25 protein-coding genes are annotated in these 25,659 nt (G+C 30.6%); 12 read left to right on the forward strand and 13 right to left on the reverse strand.

Features of this window, described 5'->3' with window-relative positions:
* Positions 1–56: 56 nt before the first annotated feature.
* Positions 57–788: a TrmH family RNA methyltransferase gene (locus tag FVF61_RS11005; protein WP_148456376.1), complete on the forward strand. Its 732-nt coding sequence runs from the start codon at positions 57–59 to the stop codon at positions 786–788.
* On the opposite strand, the gene porT is transcribed toward FVF61_RS11005, so the two are convergent.
* Together porT and ubiE are read right to left on the reverse strand one after the other, a co-directional pair.
* Positions 775–1,488 carry a type IX secretion/gliding motility protein PorT/SprT gene (gene porT, locus FVF61_RS11010; protein ID WP_148456378.1) on the reverse strand — a complete coding sequence of 238 codons (714 nt, stop codon included), beginning with the start codon at positions 1,486–1,488 and terminating at the stop codon, positions 775–777. The genes FVF61_RS11005 and porT overlap by 14 nt on opposite strands.
* 1 nt (position 1,489) lies before the next feature.
* On the reverse strand, positions 1,490–2,218 hold the full coding sequence (ubiE, locus tag FVF61_RS11015; protein ID WP_148456380.1) for a bifunctional demethylmenaquinone methyltransferase/2-methoxy-6-polyprenyl-1,4-benzoquinol methylase UbiE: 729 nt from the start codon (positions 2,216–2,218) through the stop codon (positions 1,490–1,492).
* Positions 2,219–2,421: 203 nt separating this feature from the next.
* Between ubiE and trkA the strand changes: the two genes are divergently transcribed.
* Both trkA and FVF61_RS11025 read left to right on the forward strand, forming a co-directional pair.
* Positions 2,422–3,771, forward strand: a complete 1,350-nt coding sequence (gene trkA / locus FVF61_RS11020; RefSeq protein WP_148456382.1) for a Trk system potassium transporter TrkA — start codon at positions 2,422–2,424, stop codon at positions 3,769–3,771.
* Positions 3,772–3,845: 74 nt separating this feature from the next.
* Positions 3,846–5,273 carry a TrkH family potassium uptake protein gene (locus tag FVF61_RS11025; protein WP_233586805.1) on the forward strand — a complete coding sequence of 476 codons (1,428 nt, stop codon included), beginning with the start codon at positions 3,846–3,848 and terminating at the stop codon, positions 5,271–5,273.
* 7 nt (positions 5,274–5,280) lie between these two features.
* On the opposite strand, the gene FVF61_RS11030 is transcribed toward FVF61_RS11025, so the two are convergent.
* Positions 5,281–6,468 carry a pyridoxal phosphate-dependent aminotransferase gene (locus tag FVF61_RS11030; protein ID WP_148456384.1) on the reverse strand — a complete coding sequence of 396 codons (1,188 nt, stop codon included), beginning with the start codon at positions 6,466–6,468 and terminating at the stop codon, positions 5,281–5,283.
* A 34-nt stretch (positions 6,469–6,502) separates the two neighbouring features.
* Complete coding sequence (locus tag FVF61_RS11035) at positions 6,503–7,597, reverse strand: fatty acid desaturase family protein (RefSeq protein WP_148456386.1); 1,095 nt, start codon at positions 7,595–7,597, stop codon at positions 6,503–6,505.
* A 143-nt stretch (positions 7,598–7,740) separates the two neighbouring features.
* On the opposite strand from FVF61_RS11035, the gene rsmG reads away from it, so the two are divergent.
* Positions 7,741–8,370: a 16S rRNA (guanine(527)-N(7))-methyltransferase RsmG gene (gene rsmG / locus FVF61_RS11040; RefSeq protein WP_148456388.1), complete on the forward strand. Its 630-nt coding sequence runs from the start codon at positions 7,741–7,743 to the stop codon at positions 8,368–8,370.
* 17 nt (positions 8,371–8,387) lie between these two features.
* Here rsmG and FVF61_RS11045 read toward each other — a convergent pair whose 3' ends face one another.
* The 4 genes from FVF61_RS11045 to pruA form a co-directional block, all read right to left on the reverse strand.
* Positions 8,388–8,888, reverse strand: coding sequence for a hypothetical protein (locus FVF61_RS11045; protein WP_148456390.1), 501 nt, complete (start codon positions 8,886–8,888; stop codon positions 8,388–8,390).
* A 20-nt stretch (positions 8,889–8,908) separates the two neighbouring features.
* Positions 8,909–9,448, reverse strand: a complete 540-nt coding sequence (locus FVF61_RS11050) for a DUF4440 domain-containing protein (RefSeq protein ID WP_148456392.1) — start codon at positions 9,446–9,448, stop codon at positions 8,909–8,911.
* A 20-nt stretch (positions 9,449–9,468) separates the two neighbouring features.
* On the reverse strand, positions 9,469–11,931 hold the full coding sequence (locus FVF61_RS11055; protein WP_148456394.1) for a T9SS type A sorting domain-containing protein: 2,463 nt from the start codon (positions 11,929–11,931) through the stop codon (positions 9,469–9,471).
* Between the two features lie 157 nt (positions 11,932–12,088).
* Positions 12,089–13,714 carry an L-glutamate gamma-semialdehyde dehydrogenase gene (pruA, locus tag FVF61_RS11060; protein ID WP_148456396.1) on the reverse strand — a complete coding sequence of 542 codons (1,626 nt, stop codon included), beginning with the start codon at positions 13,712–13,714 and terminating at the stop codon, positions 12,089–12,091.
* Between the two features lie 146 nt (positions 13,715–13,860).
* Here pruA and FVF61_RS11065 point away from each other — a divergent pair, with 146 nt between their 5' ends.
* Both FVF61_RS11065 and FVF61_RS11070 read left to right on the forward strand, forming a co-directional pair.
* Positions 13,861–14,586, forward strand: coding sequence for an NRDE family protein (locus tag FVF61_RS11065; protein WP_148456398.1), 726 nt, complete (start codon positions 13,861–13,863; stop codon positions 14,584–14,586).
* Positions 14,579–15,574, forward strand: a complete 996-nt coding sequence (locus tag FVF61_RS11070) for a DUF6695 family protein (RefSeq protein ID WP_148456400.1) — start codon at positions 14,579–14,581, stop codon at positions 15,572–15,574. Before FVF61_RS11065 ends, FVF61_RS11070 begins: the two co-directional genes overlap by 8 nt.
* Positions 15,575–15,577: 3 nt before the next feature.
* On the opposite strand, the gene apaG is transcribed toward FVF61_RS11070, so the two are convergent.
* Together apaG and FVF61_RS11080 are read right to left on the reverse strand one after the other, a co-directional pair.
* Positions 15,578–15,964, reverse strand: a complete 387-nt coding sequence (apaG, locus tag FVF61_RS11075; protein ID WP_148456401.1) for a Co2+/Mg2+ efflux protein ApaG — start codon at positions 15,962–15,964, stop codon at positions 15,578–15,580.
* A 95-nt stretch (positions 15,965–16,059) separates the two neighbouring features.
* Positions 16,060–17,310, reverse strand: a complete 1,251-nt coding sequence (locus FVF61_RS11080; RefSeq protein WP_148456403.1) for a type IX secretion system plug protein — start codon at positions 17,308–17,310, stop codon at positions 16,060–16,062.
* Positions 17,311–17,503: 193 nt separating this feature from the next.
* Between FVF61_RS11080 and FVF61_RS11085 the strand changes: the two genes are divergently transcribed.
* The 6 genes from FVF61_RS11085 (at position 17,504) to nqrF (ending at position 23,643) form a co-directional block, all read left to right on the forward strand.
* Positions 17,504–18,859 carry a Na(+)-translocating NADH-quinone reductase subunit A gene (locus tag FVF61_RS11085; RefSeq protein WP_148456405.1) on the forward strand — a complete coding sequence of 452 codons (1,356 nt, stop codon included), beginning with the start codon at positions 17,504–17,506 and terminating at the stop codon, positions 18,857–18,859.
* A 45-nt stretch (positions 18,860–18,904) separates the two neighbouring features.
* Positions 18,905–20,104, forward strand: coding sequence for an NADH:ubiquinone reductase (Na(+)-transporting) subunit B (locus FVF61_RS11090; RefSeq protein ID WP_148456407.1), 1,200 nt, complete (start codon positions 18,905–18,907; stop codon positions 20,102–20,104).
* A 2-nt stretch (positions 20,105–20,106) separates the two neighbouring features.
* A complete protein-coding gene (locus tag FVF61_RS11095) occupies positions 20,107–20,853 on the forward strand; it encodes a Na(+)-translocating NADH-quinone reductase subunit C (RefSeq protein ID WP_148456409.1) in 747 nt (248 codons plus the stop codon).
* 3 nt (positions 20,854–20,856) lie between these two features.
* Positions 20,857–21,501, forward strand: coding sequence for an NADH:ubiquinone reductase (Na(+)-transporting) subunit D (locus FVF61_RS11100; RefSeq protein WP_148456411.1), 645 nt, complete (start codon positions 20,857–20,859; stop codon positions 21,499–21,501).
* Between the two features lie 77 nt (positions 21,502–21,578).
* Entirely contained in the window at positions 21,579–22,331 is a 753-nt protein-coding gene (gene nqrE, locus FVF61_RS11105) for an NADH:ubiquinone reductase (Na(+)-transporting) subunit E (protein WP_148456413.1), read from the forward strand.
* A gap of 4 nt (positions 22,332–22,335) precedes the next feature.
* The gene (gene nqrF / locus FVF61_RS11110) at positions 22,336–23,643 is read left to right on the forward strand and encodes an NADH:ubiquinone reductase (Na(+)-transporting) subunit F (protein WP_148456665.1); all 1,308 of its coding nucleotides are present in this window, start codon (positions 22,336–22,338) and stop codon (positions 23,641–23,643) included.
* A 119-nt stretch (positions 23,644–23,762) separates the two neighbouring features.
* Here the strand turns inward: nqrF and FVF61_RS11115 are convergent, their stop codons facing one another.
* From FVF61_RS11115 to FVF61_RS11125, 3 genes are read right to left on the reverse strand one after another with little or no spacing between them, the layout of a single operon-like run.
* A complete protein-coding gene (locus FVF61_RS11115) occupies positions 23,763–24,149 on the reverse strand; it encodes a cupin domain-containing protein (protein ID WP_148456415.1) in 387 nt (128 codons plus the stop codon).
* Positions 24,142–24,873: a DUF6090 family protein gene (locus tag FVF61_RS11120; protein ID WP_148456417.1), complete on the reverse strand. Its 732-nt coding sequence runs from the start codon at positions 24,871–24,873 to the stop codon at positions 24,142–24,144. Before FVF61_RS11120 ends, FVF61_RS11115 begins: the two co-directional genes overlap by 8 nt.
* Positions 24,874–24,907: 34 nt before the next feature.
* Positions 24,908–25,648: a hypothetical protein gene (locus FVF61_RS11125; RefSeq protein ID WP_148456418.1), complete on the reverse strand. Its 741-nt coding sequence runs from the start codon at positions 25,646–25,648 to the stop codon at positions 24,908–24,910.
* Positions 25,649–25,659: the final 11 nt, after the last annotated feature.

Below are 25,659 nucleotides of genomic sequence, written 5' to 3' on the forward strand. Positions count from 1 at the left end.
CATTTAGACTCAAAAATACACTATTTCAATTGAAAAATATATTTAAATAAGTTTGAATGTTAACTAAAAACCAAATAAAATTAATAAGCAGTTTAAAACAAAAAAAATTTAGACTTCAACATGGATTATTTGTTGTTGAAGGCCTTAAAACAATTAATGAATTAATTGCTTCGCATTTTAAATTGTATCAATTATTCACTATAGATTCTTTCAAAATTGATGCCAATCTTGAAACAATTATTTCTGAAAGCGAATTAAATAAAATTAGCTTTTTATCAACTCCTAATAAAGCTTTAGCTATTTTTAAAATTCCAGAGCCGCAATTAATTCAAGAAAATCAATTAATTGTAGCTTTAGATAATGTTCGTGATCCTGGTAATTTGGGAACCATAATTAGACTTTGTGATTGGTTTGGAATAAAAGATCTTGTGTGTAATTTAGAAACTGTAGATTGTTATAATCCAAAAGTAATACAGGCAACAATGGGTTCTATTACAAGAGTAAATGTAACTTATCTGGATTTAAAAACTTTTTTAAATAAATCTTCTTTACATTCTTTTGGAACTTTTATGTATGGTGAAAATGTGTATAATAAACAGCTTCCAAAAAATGGAGTTCTAGTTTTGGGTAACGAAGCGAATGGGATATCTGAAGATATAGAGAGTCTTGTTTTAGAAAAAATTTTTATTCCACGTTTTGGAACTATTCAAGTTGCAGAAAGTTTAAATGTGGCTACAGCAACAGCTATTTTGTTAAGTGAGTTTAAACGAAATATTATTGAAACGTAAAGTTTATAAACACACCACGAGTTTTCATGGTTTCGATATTTCCAGTCCAAGGACTGTTTGGGTCTGCATCTCTAACAAGCTCATCATTTATAGCAAATACACCTCGAATTGAAGGTGTAAATTTAAAATAGTATAGATAGAAGTCGATACCAAAACCTATCTCGTAGAAATACATATTTTTCTTAGTTCTAAATTTTCCTGCGCTATTATCATCAGGATTATCTTGATTACTAGATAAATTTAAAGCCGTTGATACTCCTCCAACAATAAAAGGCTTAAAATTATTTAAGCGTTTAGTGGAAAATTTTAATAATAATGGAACATGGATGTAAGTTGACTTTACTTCTCTTTCTAAATCAGATGAAGTGTATTCTATGCCTTGAAAATAACTTTCGTCGTATTCTAATAATCTAGTAGTTATATATAAACCTGGCTCTAATCTTAAATCTAAATATTCGTTAATGCGCATATTACCAACTAAACCAACATTAAAACCCGTAGATTTTTTTACTTGAATATCTTTTTTGTCTGTAACATAATCGAAGTTAAAGTCGTAACTATTAAACCCAATATAATATCCATAACTTAAAAAAGCTTTGTCTACATTTTCATCGTTTAGAACCTTTTCTTTACTAAATAATTGTGCAGATATAGGCTGAAAGATGAATAAAAAAGCTATTAGAAGAAAGAGGTTTTTCATATTATTTTTTTGATGATGTATAAATGGTAGCCACTCCAAATGTTTGAGGTTTGTTTATTACATTTATAAACCCAATTTCTCTTAAAATATTGTTTAAAGCTTCACCATATGGAAAAACTGAAGCTGAATCGCTTAAATATCTATAAGCACTTCGGTCTTTAGAAAAAAGTTTTCCTATAAAAGGCATTATGTTTTTTGTGTATAAATGATACCCTTGTTTAAAAGGCGTTTTAGTAGGGACAGAAGTTTCTAAAATAACAAAAACACCATTAGGTTTTAAAACTCTATAAATTTCTGAAAGCCCTTTTTCTAGAGTTTCAAAATTTCTAACTCCAAAGCCTACTGTAATGGCATCGAATGTGTCATTTTCAAAAGGTAAATTTTCAGAATCTCCTACAACCATTTCAATTCTGTCTTGTAATCCTTTTTTTAAAATCTTCTCTTTTCCAACGTTTAACATGCCTTCGCTTATGTCTAAACCAATAATTTTATCAGCTTTAGTTCGTGCTAAATTTATAGCCATGTCACCAGTACCTGTAGCAATATCAAGAATGATGTTAGGTTTAGATTCTGTAACAATTTTAACCACTTTATTTCTCCATTTGACATCTATTCCAAAAGATATAACACGATTTAATCCATCATATTCTTTAGAAATAGCATCAAACATTTTTGTTACTTGCTCTTTTTTCCCTAAGTCGCTATTTTTGTAAGGCTTAACTTTTGTCAATGTGAATAATTTTGCACAAACCTACATATTTATTTTGAATTTAAAATATTCAATTAATATCAAAATTTATATTTATTAGATATCCAGTTAGAATTTAAGTCTAAGTCATTTTAGCAACTTCAAATCAAATAATTATATATCTTGAAATTATATAAATCTATCAATTTTGCAGTATATTTGCTTACTTTATTATTAAATAACACATGAAAATAATTATTGCTGGAGCTGGTGAAGTTGGATTTCATTTAGCAAAATTATTGTCTTACGAGTCTCAAGAAATTACCTTAATAGATACCAATAAAGAGAGTCTTAATTATGCAGACAATCATTTAGATATAAAAGTTATTAAAGGAGATGCTACCTCCATTGCTATTTTAAAAGACGCAAAAATTGAATCAAGCGATTTATTAATAGCAGTTACATCTTCTGAAACAACAAATATTACTGTTTGTGTTCTTTCCAAACAACTTGGAGCAAACAGAACTATAGCTAGAATTTCTAATACCGAATTAATAAATCATAAAGATGAAATTGGGTTTACAAAATTAGGTATTGATGAACTTATTTCTCCAGAATCTTTAGCAGCATCAGAAATTGAATTGTTATTAAATCAATCTGCTTTTAATGATAGTTATGAGTTTGAAGAAGGAGCTTTAACCATGGTTGGACTAAGCCTTTCTAGAACTGCAGCATTTGTTGGTAAAACTGTAAAAGAAGCAGCTAAAATATTTCCTGAAATTCATTTTGTACCAATAGCTATACAACGATTTGGAACACAGTATACTATCATACCAAGAGGAGACACCCAATTTAAAGAAGGAGATAATGTGGTTTTTATAACTTCTGAAGGTGGTGGTCAAGAACTTTGTACTCTTACTGGAAAAATCAACACAGAAATTAGAAATGTGATGATTCTTGGTGGGAGTAAAATTGGTTATAAAACGGCAAGAGATTTAAGTAAAGTATACAACAATGTAAAACTTATTGAGAAAGACAAAGATAGAGCTTTCGATTTAGCAGATGAGTTATCTGATGTTCTTGTAATTAATGGAGATGGTAGAAATGTAGATTTATTAGATGAAGAAAGCTTAAAAGATATGGATGCTTTTATTGCTGTAACAGGTAATTCTGAAACCAATATCATGTCTTGTTTAGTTGCCAAATCTAAAGGAGTTAGAAAAACTATTGCCTTGGTTGAGAATATGGATTATTTTGAATTATCTCATTCCATTGGAATAGATACCTTAATTAATAAAAAGCTTTTAGCAGCAAATAATATTTTTAGATATATTAGAAAAGGTGAAGTAATAGCCATGACTAGGCTAAATAATATGAATGCCGAATTATTAGAATTCCAAGTGAAACCAACTTCTAAAATTTGTAATAAATTGATTAAAGATGTCGATTTTCCAAGGTCAGCCATTATTGGTGGAATTATTAGAAATGGAAAAGGGCATATTGCTTTAGGCGATTTTAAAATTGGTGTTGCAGATAAAGTAGTTGTTTGCTGTTTGCCTAGATCTATAAAACAAGTAGAAAAATTATTTCTATAATTTAAATTGTGAAACTTAACTATAAAATAATCTTTCATTTTTTAGGACTGCTATTATTGTTCAATGGTGGTTTTATGATGCTTTCTTCTTTAATAAGTTTTATATATAAAGATGGAGTTACATCTAAACTGTTTATTTCAGGAGCCTTAACCATTTTAATAGGTCTTTTAGCAATGTTTAATACTAAAGACCATAACAAAGAAATGAATAAACGAGAAGGTTACATAGTTGTAACCTTTGGTTGGATTGTTATGGCTTTGTCAGGCACTATTCCTTATTTATTAACTGGAAGTATTACCAATTTTACTGATGCTTTTTTTGAGACCATGTCTGGATTTACAACTACAGGAGCTTCCATTTTAAATGATATTGAAGTACTTCCTGAAGGTGTTCTGTTCTGGAGAAGTTTAACGCATTGGATTGGAGGAATGGGAATTATAGTATTAGCAATCGCTATATTACCTTTATTAGGAATAGGTGGTATGCAAATGTTTGCAGCTGAAGCTCCTGGACCTAGTGCAGATAAATTACATCCAAGAATAACAGACACAGCAAAGCGTTTGTGGCTCATTTATTTTGGATATACTATTGCAGAAACCATTTTATTAAAAGTTGCTGGAATGTCTTTTTTCGATGCTATAAATCATTCCATGAGCACCTTATCTACAGGTGGATTTTCTACTAAAAATGCCAGTGTTGCTTATTGGAATGGACAGCCAATAATACAATACATTATAATTATATTTATGTTTTTAGCTGGAACAAACTTTGTTCTTAGTTATTTTGCATTTAAAGGAAAAGTTCAAAAAATAATTAAAGATGAAGAGTTTAAACTTTACTTTAAGTTTATAGCCATTTTTACCATAATTGCTGCTTTTATTATTTATTTTAAAGCAGATGTATCTGCATCTTCCATAGAGCATCCAATGGTTTGGGGAGAAGCAGAAAGCGCTTTTAGGCATGCACTCTTTCAAGTATTAGCCATTGTAACTACTACTGGATTTGTAACAGCAGATTATACGTTGTGGACACCTTTTTTAATGGTATTCTTTTTCGGACTCATGTTTTTAGGTGGTTCGGCAGGAAGTACTTCAGGAAGTGTTAAGGTCGTGAGACATTTGATATTAATTAAAAATGGGTTTTTAGAGTTTAAACGTGCCTTACATCCAAATGCAATATTACCTGTAAGATATAATAATAAAGCTGTAACAGGAGACATAGTATTTAATATTCTAGCCTTTTTTATTCTGTATATGTTGTTTTTTATTGTAGGAGCTTTGGTGTTCTCTATGATGGATATAGACTTTGAATCTTCTATAGGTTTGGCAGCTTCAAGTTTAGGAAACGTTGGACCAGCACTTGGCGAATATGGTCCTGTAAATAATTATGCTAGTTTACCAACTTTTGGAAAATGGTGGAGCTCTTTTTTAATGTTAATAGGACGTTTAGAATTATTTACGGTTCTTATTTTATTAACCCCTTTCTTTTGGCGTAATCGTTAATTGGATTTTAATTAACAGCATCCTTAATGCGCTTAATAGCTTCAATAATTTGTTCTTGGCTTGCTGCATAACTAATACGAATACAATCTGGATTTCCAAAGGCATCACCTGTAACAGTTGCCACTAAAGCTTCCTCTAAAAGGTACAATGAAAAATCTGTTGCGTTATTGATGGTTTTTCCCCTTAAGGTTTTTCCGAAGTAATAAGACACATTTGGAAACACATAAAAAGCACCCTCAGGTGTGTTGGTTTTAAAGCCTTCAACTTCAGATAGTAAATCTAAAACTAAATCTCTACGAACTTTAAATTCGTCAATCATAAATTTAACACGTGTAGGAGATTCGTTTAAAGCAGTAATAGTTGCACGTTGTGCAATACAATTGGCTCCACTTGTAATTTGTCCTTGCATTTTATTACAAGCACGAGCTATAACTTCTGGAGCACCAATAAAACCAATTCTCCAACCAGTCATAGCAAAAGCTTTTGAAACACCATTTACTGTAACCGTTCTATCAAACATGTCTTCAAACTGAGCCATACTTGCATGACCATTTTTTGTGAAGTTTATATGCTCATAAATTTCATCTGAAACTACATAAATATCTGGATATTTCTGAAGCACATCTGCCAATGCACGCAACTCTTCAGTACTATATAATGAACCACTTGGATTACAAGGCGAGCTATACCAAATCATTTTAGTTTTTGGTGTAATTGCAGCTTCCAGCTGTTCAGGAGTCATTTTAAAATCGTTATCAATAGATGTTTTTACTTCTACTGGAACCCCTTCAAATAATTCAACAATATCAGCATAACTTACCCAATATGGACAAGGTAAAATTACTTCGTCACCTTTATTAATCATAACCGAAGCTACATTTGCTAATGATTGTTTAGCTCCAGTAGAAACAACAATTTGAGGTAGTGTATAGGTTAGATTATTGTCTCGTTTAAACTTGGTAATAATTGCTTCCTTCAACTCAACATAACCATCTACAGGAGAATAAGAATTATAATTCTCATTGATAGCTTGAATTGCAGCATCTTTAATATAATCTGGTGTATTAAAATCTGGTTCACCTAGACTTAAACCAATAATATCTTTTCCTTGTGCTTTAAGTTCTCTTGTCTTTGCAGCCATAGCTAAAGTGGCAGAAGTAGACATATTTAAAACTCTTTCTGAAAGTAGGCCCATTGTGGTTAGTTATTTTTGTAATGCAATTATATAATTAAGCCATACTAGGTTTTCTTCCTAATATTTTTAATTGTTCGTAATGTTCTGCAATTGCTCTCCAAATAGAATTATATTCGTTATATGGTAAGCTAAACTCATGAGCAGTTTCTCTTACTATTTTTGCAATATTTTTATAATGAACGTGACTTATATTTGAAAATAAGTGATGCTCTACCTGTCTGTTTAATCCACCAGTATAAAATTCAACAATCCAACTTTTAGGTGAAAAATTAGATGTCGTAAATAGCTGATGAATTGCCCAAGTATTTTTCATATTTCCCTCTTCATCTGGTAATGGCATTTCTGTATTTGGCATGACATGTGCTAATTGGAAAATAACACTAAGTATTATGCCTGCAGTATAATGCATGATAAAGAATCCAATTAAAACTTGCCACCACGCGTAACCTAAAGCTAAAGGTAAAACAACCCAAATAGAATAATATAATATTTTGCCTATAATTAACTTCGTCCATTGAGTAGCAGGATTAGGGAAATCGCCATAAGACAATTTTCTTTTTAAATAGATATAGGTTTGTTTAAAGTCGGTTGTAATTGCCCAGTTAACGGTTAATAATCCATATAATAAAAAGGCATAGTACTTTTGATATTGATGAATTTTTAACCATTTAGAATGTTTTGAAAAACGAATAATTCTTCCAGCATCAATGTCTTCATCATGGCCTTGAATATTTGTATATGTATGGTGTAATACATTATGTTGTACTTTCCAGTTATAATCATTACCAGCTAAAATGTGAATGCTGCTTCCCATTATTTTATTAACCCATTTTTTACTGGAAAAAGAGCCGTGATTTGCATCGTGCATCACATTCATTCCTACTCCAGCTATTCCAATTCCTATAACTATCATAGAAATTATTTGAGCCCAAGCAGGTAAATCGACTGTTAATAGTAATACTAATGGTCCAAGAAGTAATGTAAACATGAAAATGGCTTTAGAATATAACTTCCAGTTTCCTGTTTTTTTAATATTATTTTCTTTAAAATAATTGTTTACACGTTTGTTTAATGTTCTAAAAAAATTAGTAGAGTCAGTTCTAGAGAAAGATAATGTTTGTTTTGTCATGCTATAGTTTTTAATAGATAGTAACGTTATAAAAACGAGTATCATATATGGTGCCAAAGATAATTAATAAAGATGTGTAACTTAATAAAGTTTTCATAAAAATGCATAATAATTTATCTATTTTTGTTCAAAATTAAAAATCCATGGAGCTAATTCTTAAGTATTTTCCTAACCTCACTGAAGATCAGATTGATAAATTTTCAAAGCTTGAAGCCTTATATCAAGATTGGAATTTAAAGATAAATGTGGTGTCTCGTAAGGATATTGACGAGTTGTATTTAAGACATGTATTACATTCTTTGGCGGTTGCAAAAGTAATTGAATTTAAACCTGGAACTAAAATTATGGATGTTGGAACTGGTGGAGGTTTTCCTGGAATTCCACTAGCAATTTTATTTCCAGAATGTTCTTTTCATTTAGTAGATAGTATAGCTAAAAAATTAAAAGTGGTTGATGAGGTAGTAGAAGGCTTAGGATTGGAGAATGTGAAAACTACCAATAAACGAGTTGAAGAAATTAAAGGCAATTACGATTTTATAGTAAGTAGAGCAGTAGCCGCCATGCCAACTTTTGTGCATTGGGTAAAAGGAAAAATAGCAAAAAAACAAAATCACGAAATCAAAAATGGAATCATTTACTTAAAAGGTGGCGATTTATCTGAAGAATTACAAGATTACAAAACGGCAACTATTTATAATATTATGGATTTCTTTAACGAGGATTTTTTTGAAACTAAAAAAGTGGTGCATTTACCTTTGAAGTATAAAGGTTAAATATCCAATAAGAATTCTTAGACTTTTTTTCCAAACACCATTTCTTTGAATTTATCTTTACCTACAAGTTTTATAAGTTCAGCAAAAGACACATAAATTATAAGAAATACAACTAGAAAAATTTGAATTGTCCAAAACTTAGGCCACTTAATTTCTTCAAGTAAATGTTGGTTTGCAGAACCAAAAGAACCAAATTTAGATATTAATGGAATAACCTCTTCTAGATATCTGAAAATAAAAACCATTATTGTGTAAATAAAGACTTTCCAAATCACACGATGAACCAGGTTGCTTTTTTGAAAGAGCTTTAATAGTTTTAATTTGTCAGCAATTAGTACAGCTTTACCTACTATTAATGCTCCAATGGTTGCAACTATAGACGATGTTACGCTTATTCCATATTCATTGGCAATTAATGATCGAATAAAAAATAAAATATGAAATACCACAAAAAAGAAAATGGTTGGAGGCAGCATTTCTAAGAACTCTTCCTTTAGAAATTTAAGTGTTTTACGCATAAAAAATAACTATTTTAAAATTACTTTAATGAATCCCATTCTTCTTCAGTGGCAATTCCTTTCTGGTGTTCCATTAAGCCATACCATTTGCCATCACGCTTTATAAGCAGCATTTCAAAATGAATAGTTTGATCTGCAAGGAGTTTTCCCTCTGTATCTTTAGATGTAAACCGAAATATTCCAGTTTCAAAAGCTGTTGTTTCATCACCAATTCTCTGTGAAAACCTAAACTCAACATTGTCTTTCTGTTTTCCTTCTTTAGTTTTTATAAAACCTTCTTTCCATCCAGCTAATGCTTTACTTAATGCAACAGAAGTTTTGTTTTTTCCTGTTGCAAATATTACTACTGCATCTTCGTGGTAAGTGGCTGCATACCCTTCATAATCTCCTTCTTTAACTGTTCTAGATAATTCAATCCAGTATCGATCTAGTTCTGCTAATCGTATTGAATCTTTTTGAGTTTCAACAGTAAATAAGAAATTGGTTTTAAAATTATTTGAAACTGTTGTTTGGAAGGTGGTAGCAATTGTTATTACAAGTAATAGTGCGACTTTTTTCATGATTAATTTTTTATTGCGAATTATTTTAAAATCACTTTTGTTTTTAGAATATAATCTGTATTTGTATCAACATTTAATATGTATAAACCAGATGCTAGATTCAAAGGAATTGATGTTTTACCATTTAAATTGGTTTTATTGTTATAAACTAATTTTCCAGTCATATCAATAATTGAGATTTCAGCATTTTGATAATCTTTAGAACTTATTAAGGTTAGATTGTTAGTAATAGGATTTTGTTCTAATTTAATAAAATTTTCAATTAAAGTATTATTAATTGATAAGGTATTCGTATCAATAATTTCTTCCCAAGCAAATGCTACATTACTAGGGGTTAGAGTTACATGGCCTTCATTTTCATCAGGAATATACCAATTTACAAAAGGTGTGTTTGGGTTTGTAGTTGTTGAAGCATCCCAAGGCGTGTCACCTGCTCCTAAATTAATGTTTTGATACCAATCCGAAGAGCCACCATTTATTAAAGCTATAGCACTAACTGCTGGAATAAAATTGAAATAATCTGTAGTTAATCCAGCAAAAAAGGCATCAATAGTTGGGTCTCCACCAAAATCTGCTGCTAAAGCACCAATGTCAAATAAACCACCTGGAGCAGCATCAATACCATCAGAATAAGCTGGTGCTTGTGCGTTTTCTTCAGTTTCAATATCGCAAAAACAAATAAAAACAATGTCTATCCAAACTTCGCTAATTTTAGCTGTAGTACCACTTGTTGGAGTTAGCCAAGCGTCTAAATAGGCATCAGTTAAAGTTGCCACTTCTTCAATAAATACATCTAAAACTTGTTGACCTGGAGTTACATCGCTGCCATTTTTATTTTTATATGGAGCACCAATTCCACTTCCATTTATTATTGAAACATTTCTAGTGTCTTCAGGATATCCAGAAGAAGTTAATCCATTCATATTATCATAAAAAATAGGATTAAATGGATGTGCTTCAGGCAATAGTTTTGTTGGGTCAAAATCTAATGTACTTCCACTAGCTAAGTGAGCCTCAAATTGGTCACGTAACATTTGTCTTGCTGCTCCAGATTTCAACATGCCTTCTACAACAGGTCTTATGGCTTCAATACTATAATCACCTAAAGGTGTATCTAATCCATAACCTAAGTAATTAAATAAATGTTGAAATCCTATGGGTACATTCGCTCCTAAATGTGGTGAATCGAATGAAATCCAAAGCCTAGTTTCATGATCTATGCTAACACTTTCCATGTAATTTAGCGCATATCTTGAAATTAATCCTCCCATACTTGGACCAATAATAACGTTTTCTTCTGCGCCAACTTTCTGAGAATTAATAAGATTTATAACTTCAATAGTAGACATGGCATTACGTTCAATAAAATCTGAACCCCCATCTATTAAAGTACTTCCAGGATAATCTGCGGTATCAATTACTCCATTATTATTTACGTCTGTAGAGTTTGCCATAGATTGTAATGAGCCATTAGATAAAATGAAATATTGAGGATGATTAATTATAACTATATCAAAATTCTCTTCTTCACGAATTTTTGTTCCTAAGTTTTCAATAACACCACCACCAACATCATAATTTAGCATATTATAAATAGCCATTGTGTTTCTAGAATCTGCTGGATCAAAACCATCAATTAAAAAAATAGGTTTGTCTAAAACATTATCTGCTCCTAAAAAGATTTCATATTCTGCCATTCCAGCAGAGTTTGTAGCTCCACTATACGCACCCAAATTTGGAATAATAGTAGAAGTAACTTCATTTACAATTCTTTGATTATTTAAAGATATTATGTCTTTGTTACTGTATTGAATATTTATTTTAGATAGTCTGTTTATTGTTGATCCATCAGAAAACGTTAATTTAAATATTAAGTTTTTATCGCCTTCAGACTGATAATTTACTTGAATTGGGGAATTAAAACTTATGGTTTGTAAGCCACTACCATCGTCAAAATCTGCTTTTACTTCACTTAAATTATTAGTTGTATTATTAAAATAGAAATCTGATGCTAATTCAAATTTAGTATGTAGTCCTTTTTTATTAATGCATAAAGGAGCAATAATAGTTGACGTGTTTTTTGTAAAAATATATTCTGAAGTATTTCTAATAACAGAATTATTTTCTAATCTAATTTTTTGTTCTTCTAGTGCTTGTTTATTTAAAGACTCATATTCCGAATGAATAAGTCCTATTTTAACTGTTTCAGCATACGAAACTGTTTTAGTAAATCTTTGAATTTCATTTGTTTTCTGGAGTCTTTTTAAATCATCATTGTTTGAAAGTTCCTTATAGGCTTGAATAAAAGTATACATGCCATTTTTAGAATAATTTTTCCCAATAGGAGAAAAAGGTGATGTGTTTTTTATTAATAAATCTGTTTTCATATCAGACTTATCAAGTTTAGAGTAATCTAAAACTTGTATTTTTTGAGCAAATGTAAAACTGGATAGAAGTACAATTAAAAGCGTAATTTTTTTCATTGTAAATAGATTGATTAATAGCAATTAAAAAAACATGATTGAGAATTAAGAATTTTTAATATACCAAGTTAATGAAAATATAAAACACTAGTAATATTTGAACAAAAAAAATCCCAAACGATTACATTTGGGATTCTTAGAAAAGTATAATATTTAATTATCCTAAAAAAGGATATCTATAATTTGTTGGAGTAACAAATGTTTCTTTAATCATTCTTGGAGACACCCAACGTAATAAGTTTTGAGCAGATCCAGCTTTGTCATTTGTTCCGGAAGCTCTTGCTCCGCCAAATGGTTGTTGTCCTACGACTGCACCAGTTGGTTTATCGTTAATATAGAAGTTTCCAGCACAATTTTGAAGTGTTTTTGTAGCCTCTTCAATTGCATAACGACAGGTAGATAAAATAGCTCCAGTTAAAGCGTATTCACTAGTTTCGTCAACTAATTTTAATGTTTCAGAATATTTATTATCATCATAAACATAAATAGTGATTACTGGGCCAAATAATTCAGTACACATGGTAGAATATTTTGGATTTGTAGTTACAATAACAGTTGGTTCTATAAAGTAACCTTTAGATTTATCGTAGTTTCCGCCAACAATAATTTCTGCATCAGCATCGGCTTTTGCAGCATCGATATATTTTGCTAATTTATCAAACGAACCTTCATGGATAACAGCAGTTATAAAGTTGCTCATATCTTCAGGAGATCCCATTTTAAAAGATTTTACATCTTCAATCACATACTTTTTAACATCATTCCAAAGGTTGTTAGGAATATAAGCTCTAGAAGCTGCACTACATTTTTGTCCTTGGAATTCAAATGCTCCTCTAACAATAGCAGTCGCTACTTGTTTTGCATTTGCAGTTTTATGTGCAACAATGAAATCTTTTCCACCAGTTTCACCAACTATTCTAGGGTAAGTTTTATAATTATGAATATTATTTCCAATTTGCTTCCACAATTCTTTAAAGATGTAAGTCGAGCCCGTAAAGTGTAAACCAGAAAAATCTGGACTTGCCATTACTGTATCTGTAATCATCACAGGATCACCAAAAACAACGTTGATTACTCCATCTGGGACACCTGCTTCTTTAAAGATATCCATGATGACTTTTGCAGAATATATCTGACTATCACTTGGTTTCCAAACAACAACATTGCCCATTAATGCCATACATGCTGGTAAATTTCCAGCAATTGCAGTAAAGTTAAATGGTGTTACAGCATATGTAAATCCTTCTAGAGGTCTATATTCTACTCTGTTCCAAGCATCACTTGTACTTTCAGGTTGTTCCATATAAATGTCTGTCATAAACTGGACATTAAAACGTAAGAAGTCTATCAATTCACAAGCTGCATCAATTTCAGCTTGATGGATTGTTTTAGATTGAGCAATCATAGTTGCAGCATTAATTTTAGCTCTAAATGGACCTGCAATTAATTCAGCAGCTTTTAAAAAGATTCCAGCACGTTGTTCCCATGGCATTTGTGACCAAGCTTTTCTTGCTTCTAAAGCCGTTGCAATAGCTTCATCTACATGTTTCTTTTCAGCTAAATGGTACGTTCCAACAATATGTTTATGGTCATGAGGTGGAGACATTGTTCTAGTATTTCCAGTAGTTACATCTTTTCCATTGATATACATTGGTACATCAATTTGACTGTTAAACATGTCTTTATACGTTTTAGAAACAGCTTCTCTTTCTGGACTTCCTGGAGCATAACTCATAACAGGTTCGTTAACAGCAATTGGTACATTAAAAAATCCTTTTCCCATGATTGTTTTTGTTTAGTAATTTGTAAAAAATTCAGCTGCAAAGGTACGATATTTTTGTCGATTTATAATTTTTAGAATCCTAAAGAGACGTTAAATTCTTGTATATTTTTTGTAAGTTGCTATCTTATTATCAGACAATTTTAATTATGTGTACTGTTACTTTAATTCCTATAGGAAAAGCAGATTTTATCTTGACTTCAAATCGAGATGAAGCTCCAGATAGAAAGTCTTTAGATCCTGATTTTTATATTGAAAAAGGAGTAAATCTGTTATATCCAAAAGATGTTTTGGCTGGAGGGACTTGGATTGGCGTTAGTGAAAAAAAAAGAATGATATGTTTATTAAATGGAGGTTTTACTTTACATAAAAGATTAGCTGAATATAGATTAAGTCGTGGAATAATAGTGAAAGATTTATTAGTTGCTTCATCTTTTATAGATCAAATTGAAAAATACAATCTTGTTGATGTAGAGCCGTTTACAATTGTTTTGGTAGATTGGCTTGATGAATTAATATTTATTGAATTTGTTTGGGATGGTGTAGCAAAGCATGTTTCAAAATTACCACTTAAGCCAAAAATCTGGTCATCTTCTTCATTATATACAGAAGAAATGAAGAATGTACGGTTAGATTGGTTTGAAGATTATAAAGCCAATAACGAATTGAATCCAGAGTCTATTTTGAATTTTCATAAATCAGCTGGAGAAGATAACGAAGATTATGGAGTGATTATGGATCGTGGTTTTGTAAAAACAACTAGTATTACTCAAGTAGAAAAGCATCAATCAGATATTGAAATGACCTTTTATAACCTTCAAAAAGACACATTTTCTAAATCCAATATCTCATTTTCTAAATCAATAAATGACTAACACTGGAATAATTTTAACGCTTGCATATCCTGAAACTATAGTGTCTCATGCAGAAGAGTGGTATTCGCCATATTTAAAATATTTTGGCATAGGAAATAAGACAAGTGTTCGGGCTGGACATTCAGCATTAGTTTTAATTAATAAAGAAACTGGCATTTTAGAATATCATGATTTTGGACGTTATATTACGCCAGAGCCAAGTGGTCGAGTTAGAGGTAAGGACACAGATTGCGAACTAGATTTTCCTTTAGTTGCTGCTATTGATAAAGGAGAGATTACAAATTTGAATGAGATATTAATTTTTCTTGCAACCAATCCAAAATTAACTCATGGAGATGGTAATTTGTATGCATCAGTTTGCGATGAAGTAGACTATCTATCTGCACGAAACCATATTATAAAAATGCAAAACAAGCATTTTATTCGATATGCAGCATTTATTAATGATGCCTGTAATTGCGCTCGTTTTGTTACAGATAGTATAATTTCATCAGTAACTAACAAGCGTATAAAAAATAAATTGATACGTTCTAAATGGTTTACACCAAGTACTGTTGGAAATGTTATACTAACAGATACAAGAAATAGAATATATCAATTAGATGAACAGGGCAATTTTAAAAATGATTTTGTTTCAATTGGAAAAATAAACAGAGCTTGTTTTTTAGATAGGTTACATTCTTATGAGCCAAATGTTATAGGAACATTACATCCAAAGCCAGTTTCTAATTCACATGAAATAGCACAATGGTTATCTGGAATAGCTGCTGGTGCTTGGTTTGAATTACATCCAACTCAAGAAATTCATTTATTTGTTTTCAAGCGCATCTCTCCTAATGGTAATGTAGATATCCATGCCATTTTTGAAGTTGATGACATAAGTTTTGAATATGAAAAAGGATTTGAATTTATACATTATTCAAACTGTAAATTTTTTCATGTAAAACAAGAAAAACAGATATATAAATTTAATAGAATTTTAGATTAGTAATTAATTAAGGGCAAATGGAGCACTTAATTTAAAAGTAGGGATAGCTACATTAAACTTTTTTGTAGTTGTGTAATTCTCCATGTTATAAAAACCATACATGGCACCAAAAGGGGACGTTAATAAACATCCAGACGAATAAGTGTGAGATTCGCCAGGTTTTAACAATGGCTTTTTACCTATAACGCCTTCACCAGCTACTATTTCAATATTATTTAAGGAATCTAATATTGTCCATTCTCTAGTATGAAGCTGAACAGAATCTTTACTTTGGTTTTCTATGGTTATTTTATATCCAAAGGCATATTGCATTTTATAATTTTTGTAAAATGTGCCCTCGAATGAAGTTTCTACCGAAATTTTAATTCCTTTTGTTACTTGTTGTACCATTTACACCTAGGTTACAGAATTTAGTAATATACCAAATTTATTAAATAAATATGTTATAATGTAATTTTTAAGACGATTGTCACGGAAATTAGGTTTTAATTAGCAATATTAATTGATTCTGCTTCACCTATTCCAATAAGTCTATCATATCTAGCTCCTAAATCTCTATAATATACTAATACTTTATAATTGTTACTTGTTTCGTGAAAATTTCCACTTATAGCTCCTTCTTCAAGCTTATTATTTTTATCTAACAATACATATTTATAACTATAAAACCCTTGTTTTAACAATATTTGAGCTTCATAAACGCCACGAGCATCGTTAAAATGCATTTTGTTAGCTTCGGTTAGTTCGTAATTATTGAAATTACCATACACATAGATCTCTTTATTTAAAATATTTTCTTCTGGAAGTAATGAAAAATGTATCCAAGCATAATCTGCTTCAATCCAAGGTCTTTCTGTATCTAAAGCAGTTATTACAAAATTACCATTAATGTCTGGATTAAATGTATATGGTCTATTTGCTCTTACAATATCAGTAAATAAAAAATTGTTATATATATCTTCTAGATCTATATATTCTATATCAACATTGGCACCACGAATATCTTTGTTTTCAAAATTTAAATATTCATTTCCAGCCCAAAAACTTGTCTCACTTGTATACTTGTAAATTAATTCGTTGCCTAAAGTATATTGTGGTTTTAAATTTGAAATGGCTGTATTTAAGTTGTTGTTTTGAATGAATATGGTTTTAACAGTTTCTGTAGGATTGTTAAATTGTATGCTTGAAGAAGCAATTGTAAGATCTATTGTGTGTTTTTCGTCATAATATTTCACGTCTCTAGATCTTCTAACTATAACTCCAACGGTTGCTTGGTCTTCATAAACCATAAACTTTCTTGAAAACACTAATTCATCATAATCATTAAATATTTCAACCATATAATTACCAGATTTTTTTAATCCACGTGTTCTTTCGTTAGGTATGGTAAGATTATAATGAGAATATATTTGAAAAGTGTTAAAAGAATTTTCATAATGTCTAATCCTGTTATTATCGAAGCCTATCATATATTCTGCTTTACTTAGATTGGATGGTTTCCAGTCGAAATCGTAGTGTTCAATTTTATAATAAAAATCATCTTCATTTCCATTTAAAGCATCAAATTCTAAAACAATTCTATCTCCTAATTTTATAATAGGAAGTTGGCTTTCAGGAGTTTTTCCAGTAAAAATTATGGTTTTAATATAGTCTGGAGGAACAACTTCTTTGGCTTGACCAAAAATTATAAGTGGGAAAATTATAAAAAAAAGTAAAAGTTTAAGTCTTTGTTTCATGTTGTATTTCATTGTTTGTGTAAAGATAAACAAATTTTACGCCTAATTAATTTCAGTAATTTAGAATAAATATAAATAACAAACTTCATTAAAGTCTAGTATATTTTCATATAGAATTTAGTAAATTTGCACGGATTTTTAAGTCGATTAAAAATCTTAATCACATTTACTATTAACAAATAGATTTAAAAATATGTCAAACGACATTAAGATTAAAAAAGGTCTGGACATTAAACTTATAGGTGAAGCTGAAAAAGCTACAGAAAATGCTATTATAAGTAATTTTTGCACATTAAGGCCTGAAGATTTCCATGGAGTGATTCCAAAATTATTAGTTAAAGTTGGTGCTAAAGTAAAAGCAGGAGAACCTGTTTTTTATGATAAGTCTAATGAAGCTATAAAATTTGTTTCCCCTGTTTCTGGTGAAATTCTTGAAATTTTACGTGGAGAGAAAAGAAAAATATTAGCTGTAAAACTACAAGCTGATAAAGAGCAAACGTATCAAGACAATGGAAAGTTTGATGTAAACTCTTCTAATGCAGATAAAATTAAAGCTCATTTATTAGCCTCTGGATGTTGGCCATTTGTAAAACAACGTCCTTACGATGTTATTGCAAATCCTAATAAATCCCCAAAAGCAATTTTTATTTCTGGCTATGCTAGTGCACCATTAGCAGCAGATTTAGATTATACACTTAAAGGTAAAGAAGCAGAGCTTCAAGCTGCAATAAATGCTTTAGGTAAATTAACCGATGGTCAAGTGCATGTGTCTGTCTCTAAAAATGGAAATTCTCCGTTTTCAGGATTATCTGGACTTACTTTACATACTGTTTCTGGACCACATCCTTCAGGGAATGTAGGAACATTAATAAATAAAATAGATCCAGTAAATAAAGGAGAAGTAGTTTGGACAGTTAATGCCCAAGATCTTGTTATTATTGGAGACTTACTGTTAACTGGAAAATTCAATGCAGAACGTATTGTTGCTTTAGCTGGATCATCAATAAAAAAACCAAGATATTTTAAAACTAAAATTGGTAGCGAAATTGCAACCATGGTTTATGATAATGGTGTGGAAAAAGACGGAAACAATAGAATTATATCTGGAAACGTATTAACTGGTAAACAAGTTAAACCTGATGGTTGTTTAGATTATTATAGTAATGTAATTACTGTAATTCCGGAAGGAGATGATTACGAATTGTTTGGTTGGAACAAACCTATTTTTAATAAAATATCTTTATCAAGAGCTCTAACTTTTTCATGGTTAACACCTAATAAAAAATTCGATTTAAACACCAATACAAATGGTGAGCATAGAGCGTTTGTTTTAACTGGTAATTACGAAGAGGTATTTCCATTAGATATTTTTCCTTTACAAATATTAAAAGCTTGTATGTATAACGATTTAGATGAAATGGAAGCATTAGGTATGTACGAAGTGGCACCTGAAGATTTTGCACTTACAGAATTTGTTTGTGTTTCTAAACAACCACATCAAGAGATTATTAGAAAAGGATTAGACGTAATGATTAAAGAAATTGGATAATTATTCATTTTGTAAAACAAAGTGAAAAATATTAAAAAAAGAACCATGGGTTTAAAAAGCACATTACATAATTTAAAAGAAAAGTATAAAGGAACCAAAATGGCTCCAGCGTTTAACGCCATACATACTTTTTTATATTTACCAAATGAGACCACACATAATGGAACTCATATTAAAGTAGCAGACGACTTAAAACGTACTATGAACATAGTTATAATGGCTATGATTCCATGTTTGATTTTTGGAATGTTTAATGCTGGTTATCAGCATTTCGCTGCTTTGGGAACTCCAGTAGAATTTTTATCATGGGATGCCTTTTATATTGGGTTAATAAAAGTATTACCTCTTGTAATTGTATCTTATGGTGTTGGTTTAGCAATTGAATTTTTATTCGCTGTTATTAAAAAACACGAAGTAGAAGAAGGATATCTTGTAACAGGAATGTTAGTTCCTTTAATTGTTCCTATTGATACACCACTTTGGATGCTTGCTGTAGCTGTTGCCTTTGGCGTAGTGATTGGAAAAGAAGTTTTTGGTGGAACAGGAATGAACATCTTAAATCCAGCTTTAACTATTCGTGCTTTTTTATTCTTTGCTTATCCAACTTGGATGTCTGGAGATAAAGTATGGGTTCATGGAGCAGTTGAAAGAGATCAAATGATTGCAGCTGGCGAAAAATTAGATGCTATTTCTGGTGAAACAATTTTAGGATCTTTAGCCCAAGGAAAAGAAGCAGGATACGAATTAATGGATATGTTCTACGGTTTTATTCCTGGCTCTGTTGGTGAGACTTCTACTTTATTAATTTTATTAGGAGGATTGTTCTTGATTTTTACTAAAATAGGAAGTTGGAGAATCATGTTATCATCTGTTATAGGAGCTTTAACAATGGGCTTAATATTTAACGGATTAGTTAATGCAGACATTATATCTGAAGGAAGTAAATTTTATGGCTTGATGAGTACCACATATTGGCATCACTTATTAATTGGTGGTTTTGCCTTTGGTACTGTATTTATGGCCACAGATCCAGTAACAGCTTCTCAGACAAATAAAGGAAAATGGATTTATGGTTTCTTAATAGGATTTTTATCAATTATGATTCGTGTATTCAATCCAGCTTATCCAGAAGGCGTTATGTTAGCTATTTTATTAATGAACGTATTTGCACCAACAATAGATCATTATGTGGTTCAAGGTAATGTAAAGAAAAGAATGAAACGTTTTAAAGTTAAAAATGCATAATAATGGGAAAAAGAACAGATAAAAATTCATATACCATCATTTTTGCCATAGGAATGGTATTAGTAGTTGGATCGTTATTAGCTTATGCTTCATCTTCTTTAAAAGGTAGAATAGATACTAATAAAGAGTTAGAAAAACAACAGAATATTTTATATGCTATGGGAGTTAATGAAAACGACGATAGTAATGCTGTTTTTGTTTCTACTGAAGATGCTCCAAAATTATTTTCAGAATACATTAAAAAACAAATTGTTATTCAAGGAGATGATATTTCTGAAGATAATAATGCTTATTTAATTGATGTTAAAAAACAACAAACTTTAGCAAAAGCAGGAGAAAAAAGAAAATTACCACTATTTATTGGAGAAAAAGAAGGGCAAACTTATTATATAGCTCCCATTAGAGGTAAAGGACTTTGGGATGCTATTTGGGCTTATATAGCCATGGATGATAATATGGTTATTCAAGGAGCTTTCTTTGATCATAAAGGCGAAACTGCAGGTCTAGGAGCAAACATTAATAAGCGATTCTTTATGGACGATTTTATAGGTGAAGAATTAATGTCTAACGGAAAATTTGTTGGTGTTAATGTAGCCAAAGGAAATGCAGATCCATTAAATATAGATAAAACAGATAATGAGGTAGATGCCATTGCTGGCGCAACAATTACTGGCGATGGTGTTTCAGCTATGCTAAAAAGCGAGTTAAAACTTTATGTGCCTTATTTTGAAAACTTAAAAAACAATTAATTTATGGGACTTTTATCAAAAAAAGATGCCAATTTAATATTAGATCCTTTAGCAGATAACAACCCAATTACTATCCAAGTACTTGGTATTTGTTCTGCATTAGCTATTACTGCTGAACTTAAGGCTTCTTTAGTAATGGCCATCTCGGTAATATTTGTACTTGGATTAGGGAACGTAGTTATTTCTTTAATGAGAAATATTATTCCTTCAAAAATTAGAATTATTGTACAACTAATTGTAGTAGCAACTCTAGTTATTATAGTAGATTTAGTTCTTAAAGCATTTGCATACGAATTAAGTAAAACTCTATCTGTTTTTGTTGGATTAATTATTACAAACTGTATCATTATGGGACGTTTTGAAGCTTTCGCTTTAGGAAATGGCCCTTGGAAATCTTTCCTTGATGGTATTGGAAATGCATTAGGATATGGTGTTATTTTAATTATCGTAGGATTCTTTAGAGAGTTGCTAGGTTCAGGAACACTGTTTGGAATTCCAGTATTAGGAGATCCAATTGCAAAAACAGGACTATATTCAATAGGTTATGAAAATAATGGTTTTATGATTATGCCTCCAATGGCTTTAATAGTTGTAGGAATTATTATTTGGGTTCAACGTAGTAGAAATAAAGCATTAATAGAAGACTAAAAGGTAGTAGTGAGATATTAGATGTGAGAATTGAGATTTCACAATTCTAATTACTCAAAACTCAATACTAAAAACATATGGAACATATAGAATTATTTTTCAAATCAATATTTATAGATAACATGGTATTTTCAGTATTCCTGGGAATGTGTTCTTACCTTGCTGTATCTAAAAAAGTAGCAACAGCTGTTGGTTTAGGTGCTGCTGTTATTTTTGTATTAGCAATAACAGTGCCTTTAAACTGGTTACTGGATCAATACTTATTACAACCAGGAGCTCTAGTGTGGTTAGGAACTGAATATGCTGATTACGATTTAAGTTTCCTTTCATTTATCATGTTTATTGCTACCATTGCAACTATGGTACAACTAGTAGAAATAATTGTAGAGAAATTTTCTCCATCATTATATAATTCACTTGGTATTTTCTTGCCATTAATTGCTGTAAACTGTGCTATTTTAGGTGGTTCGTTATTTATGCAATCAAGAGAAATAGCAACATTAGGATTGGCAACAACTTATGGAATAGGTTCAGGAATTGGATGGTTTTTAGCTATTCTTGCTATTGCTGCTATTCGTGAAAAAATTAGATATTCGAATGTGCCTGCTCCATTAAGAGGATTAGGAATCACATTTATAATTACAGGTTTAATGGCAATTGGTTTTATGAGTTTTGGAGGTATGTTAACTGGAGGAGATGAAGAAGTTGTTGTTGAAGTAGAAACAGCAGAAGTAAAACCTGTAATAGAACAAGAAGAAATTAAAACAGAAGCTGAGGTTGCTGAAGGTAGCCAAAGCATCGCTGATAACACAATAAAAGTAATTGAATAGCATGATAGTATTAGCAGCAGGTACATTAGGTACAATCATCATTACAGTAGTCGCTTTCTTAATAATTACATTGTTATTAGTAGCATTGTTATTGGTTGTAAAACAAAAATTATCTCCATCTGGTCCAGTAAAAATTACTATCAATGGAGAAAAAACAATAGAAGTAGCATCTGGAGGAAGTTTATTATCAACCTTAGGATCAGAAAAAATATTTTTACCTTCAGCTTGTGGTGGTGGTGGAACATGTATTCAGTGTGAATGTCATGTATTATCTGGTGGAGGCGAAGCACTTCCAACAGAAACACCTCATTTTACACGTAAAGAATTACAACATGGAGCACGTTTATCTTGTCAGGTAAAAGTGAAACAAGACATGGAAATTACCATTCCAGAAGAAGTTTTTGGAATTAAAAAATGGGAAGCTACTGTTGTTCGCAATTATAATGTAGCTTCATTTATAAAGGAATTTGTAGTTGAAATTCCTGAAGATATGGGTTATAAAGCAGGTGGATATATTCAAATAGAGATTCCTCCTTGTACTATAAAATATGAAGACATGGACATTACAGCTCACCCAGAAGAGCATGAAACACCAGATAAGTTTCAAGCAGAATGGGATAAGTTTGGACTTTGGCCTTTAGTAATGAAAAACGATGAAACTGTAGAAAGAGCATACTCAATGGCTTCTTATCCTGCAGAAGGACGTGAGATTATGTTAAACGTTCGTATTGCAACTCCACCATGGGATAGAAATAAGAATGGATGGATGGATGTTAATCCAGGAGTCGCATCTTCTTATATATTCAATCAAAAACCAGGAGATAAAGTAACTATTTCTGGACCTTATGGAGAGTTCTTTATCAATGAAAGTGAATCTGAAATGCTTTATGTAGGTGGAGGAGCAGGAATGGCACCAATGCGTTCACATTTATATCATTTATTCAGAACATTAAAGACAGGTAGAAAAGTAACCTATTGGTATGGAGGGCGTTCTAAACGTGAGTTATTCTATTTAGATCATTTTCATAAATTAGAAAAAGATTTCCCTAACTTTAAGTTCTACTTAGCATTATCTGAACCATTACCAGAAGATAATTGGAAAGTAAAAGAAAACATTGATGCTCCTGGAGATGGGTTTGTTGGCTTTATTCACAATTGTGTTATAGACAACTACTTAGATCATCATGAGTCACCAGAGGATATTGAATTATATTTCTGTGGACCTCCTTTAATGAACAAAGCAGTTCAAAAAATGGGAGAAGATTTTGGAATTCCAGACGAGCATATTAGATTTGATGACTTTGGAGGATAGATCGCTTGACGATATTTGGCAAATATGTTAATCTGAATGTTTACTAGGCATCTATAAAAAATAAAAACCCAACTCAATAAGTTGGGTTTTTATTTTTTATAGACGAAAGAAAAACATTTTTATTTATATTCCATAATTAAAAATACAGCTGTAGTTTCACCTATGTTTAAAACTTCATGCTGTGTAATTTTATCATTACTAAAAGTATATCCTGTAGGAACATCAACTTCTCTAGTTCCAGAAGTATCTGATATTCTAAATTTCCCACCAGTGAGTGTGTATCCTACATGTGGATTGTGATAATGTTTTTCATGGCCAACACCTGGCGCAAACGTGCATTTTAATACACGTAACTCTAAATTGTCTTCTATAATTTCGCAAACGGCTTGACCGTTCCAGCCTGCTTTTAGTGGGTCTGGTAAGGTGTTTTTCTTATTGCAACTAATTGCTGTAGTTAATAAAATTAAGATTAGTGATAAATGTATATGTCTAAAGAATTTAATCATTATAATTTTTTAAATAGTTGTTAATGTCGTTGCTTAATGATTCAATTTTTGGAATTGTTTTGTTATAGGCATCTATATGATTGCTTTCTAGATTGATAATCCTGTAGTGTACAATATTTTTGTAATACGTATCTATCCATAACTCATTAAAATTATTTGGACTTGCCGAAATTAGAAAATCAATGTTATTGAAATTTTTTAAATAATAAGGTCTGGTAATATCATTAATATGTAATTCCATTGCGAATATGTTGTCTAGAAGCACATAATTATCTTCGAAGAGATTTACTATTTTAAGTCTAATATCATCGTTTTTAATAAGTCTTAAACTTGATGCTTTTAGGTCTTCGTAAAAAGCTTTATTTATACGAATGGAATGCACTCCATATACGGCTCCAAAAAGCGTGTCTAGTTGTTGTGAGTAGTTATAATCTTTATCTTTTAGTAAACCTTTTAATTCTTTCATTCTATCAACACATTGGCTAATAATGGCAAGTGAGTTTTGCATTAATTTACTATCGCGTTCAATACCATTTTTTAACTCAATAAGTGTTTTTATTTCTGCTTCTTTTTCTATTCTGTTATTATTCCAAGTATTAATTTGAAGTGCAATGAGAATACCAATTACTACCAATACAATTTCACCAACAGCGTATTTAAAATACTTTCCTGTTTTATTTTCCATGAGTAGTGATTTACGAATATGTCTAAAGAATTTAATCATTAGTTTTTGTTCTTGATGATAAAAACATTTGTTTTTATTTTAGTTCTCTATTTATAAGTTCTGTAACCTCATTAATATCAAATAAAATCTTTTCAAAGCTTTCAAGGCTACCATTTTCCGATAATTCTTTTAAATGTTGAGCTGATTCCAAAGCCAAAAGCAATTCAATTTGTCTATTTTCTTCAAATATATATTCTGAAAATTGAGGTTGATTCACAATTCTTTGAAGGAGCGAGCCACTTCCAAAATATCTAGTAGCGTAATTTGTCATTTCTAAACTTAAATTATTATTGGCATTTGATACAAATTCTGTGTGATCTTGGGTTATTTTAAGGTCTGTTAATTTATCTCTTATATGTGTTGGTATTAACTTAATTTCACCTGTATTCTGTAGTGAAGTTATTGTATTTGATGGAAATTGAACATCACGACAAAACCAATCTAAATTACTTATGTTTTCTAAAATTTCTGTTGTAGGTAAGTTAGGCTGTTTAAAAATATCTGTATAGGTTTTTAATTTAATCATATTAGAATCAAAGTTTTTTGACGTCTTTTCTATATAATTTTTGTCTTTTTCTAGATCTTGTAATAATTGTTTGTAATAAACTTGCCTTATGTTTTCAATCTTTCTTTCATCATTTAGGTTGTTTAGTTGTAAGGCAATTAAAATACCAATAACCACAAGAATGATTTCGCCAATGGCGTATTTGATATATTTGGATGTTTTATTTTGCTCCATGAGATTGTATCTTATTTTTCTGAAAAGCTTTATCATAAAAAATCGTT

The organism is Xanthomarina maritima (assembly GCF_008084905.1).
Taxonomy (GTDB): Bacteria; Bacteroidota; Bacteroidia; order Flavobacteriales; family Flavobacteriaceae; genus Xanthomarina; species Xanthomarina maritima.

Excerpts from the sequence above, each read along its gene's own strand:
- FVF61_RS11005 (WP_148456376.1), top strand. The coding sequence starts at position 57 with ATGTTAACTAAAAACCAAATAAAATTAATAAGCAGTTTAAAACAAAAA.
- porT (WP_148456378.1), bottom strand. The coding sequence starts at position 1,488 with ATGAAAAACCTCTTTCTTCTAATAGCTTTTTTATTCATCTTTCAGCCT.
- trkA (WP_148456382.1), top strand. The coding sequence starts at position 2,422 with ATGAAAATAATTATTGCTGGAGCTGGTGAAGTTGGATTTCATTTAGCA.
- FVF61_RS11025 (WP_233586805.1), top strand. The coding sequence starts at position 3,846 with ATGATGCTTTCTTCTTTAATAAGTTTTATATATAAAGATGGAGTTACA.
- FVF61_RS11030 (WP_148456384.1), bottom strand. The coding sequence starts at position 6,468 with ATGGGCCTACTTTCAGAAAGAGTTTTAAATATGTCTACTTCTGCCACT.
- FVF61_RS11035 (WP_148456386.1), bottom strand. The coding sequence starts at position 7,597 with ATGACAAAACAAACATTATCTTTCTCTAGAACTGACTCTACTAATTTT.
- rsmG (WP_148456388.1), top strand. The coding sequence starts at position 7,741 with ATGGAGCTAATTCTTAAGTATTTTCCTAACCTCACTGAAGATCAGATT.
- FVF61_RS11045 (WP_148456390.1), bottom strand. The coding sequence starts at position 8,888 with ATGCGTAAAACACTTAAATTTCTAAAGGAAGAGTTCTTAGAAATGCTG.
- FVF61_RS11050 (WP_148456392.1), bottom strand. The coding sequence starts at position 9,448 with ATGAAAAAAGTCGCACTATTACTTGTAATAACAATTGCTACCACCTTC.
- FVF61_RS11055 (WP_148456394.1), bottom strand. The coding sequence starts at position 11,931 with ATGAAAAAAATTACGCTTTTAATTGTACTTCTATCCAGTTTTACATTT.
- pruA (WP_148456396.1), bottom strand. The coding sequence starts at position 13,714 with ATGGGAAAAGGATTTTTTAATGTACCAATTGCTGTTAACGAACCTGTT.
- FVF61_RS11065 (WP_148456398.1), top strand. The coding sequence starts at position 13,861 with ATGTGTACTGTTACTTTAATTCCTATAGGAAAAGCAGATTTTATCTTG.
- FVF61_RS11070 (WP_148456400.1), top strand. The coding sequence starts at position 14,579 with ATGACTAACACTGGAATAATTTTAACGCTTGCATATCCTGAAACTATA.
- apaG (WP_148456401.1), bottom strand. The coding sequence starts at position 15,964 with ATGGTACAACAAGTAACAAAAGGAATTAAAATTTCGGTAGAAACTTCA.
- FVF61_RS11080 (WP_148456403.1), bottom strand. The coding sequence starts at position 17,310 with ATGAAACAAAGACTTAAACTTTTACTTTTTTTTATAATTTTCCCACTT.
- FVF61_RS11085 (WP_148456405.1), top strand. The coding sequence starts at position 17,504 with ATGTCAAACGACATTAAGATTAAAAAAGGTCTGGACATTAAACTTATA.
- FVF61_RS11090 (WP_148456407.1), top strand. The coding sequence starts at position 18,905 with ATGGGTTTAAAAAGCACATTACATAATTTAAAAGAAAAGTATAAAGGA.
- FVF61_RS11095 (WP_148456409.1), top strand. The coding sequence starts at position 20,107 with ATGGGAAAAAGAACAGATAAAAATTCATATACCATCATTTTTGCCATA.
- FVF61_RS11100 (WP_148456411.1), top strand. The coding sequence starts at position 20,857 with ATGGGACTTTTATCAAAAAAAGATGCCAATTTAATATTAGATCCTTTA.
- nqrE (WP_148456413.1), top strand. The coding sequence starts at position 21,579 with ATGGAACATATAGAATTATTTTTCAAATCAATATTTATAGATAACATG.
- FVF61_RS11115 (WP_148456415.1), bottom strand. The coding sequence starts at position 24,149 with ATGATTAAATTCTTTAGACATATACATTTATCACTAATCTTAATTTTA.
- FVF61_RS11120 (WP_148456417.1), bottom strand. The coding sequence starts at position 24,873 with ATGATTAAATTCTTTAGACATATTCGTAAATCACTACTCATGGAAAAT.
- FVF61_RS11125 (WP_148456418.1), bottom strand. The coding sequence starts at position 25,648 with ATGATAAAGCTTTTCAGAAAAATAAGATACAATCTCATGGAGCAAAAT.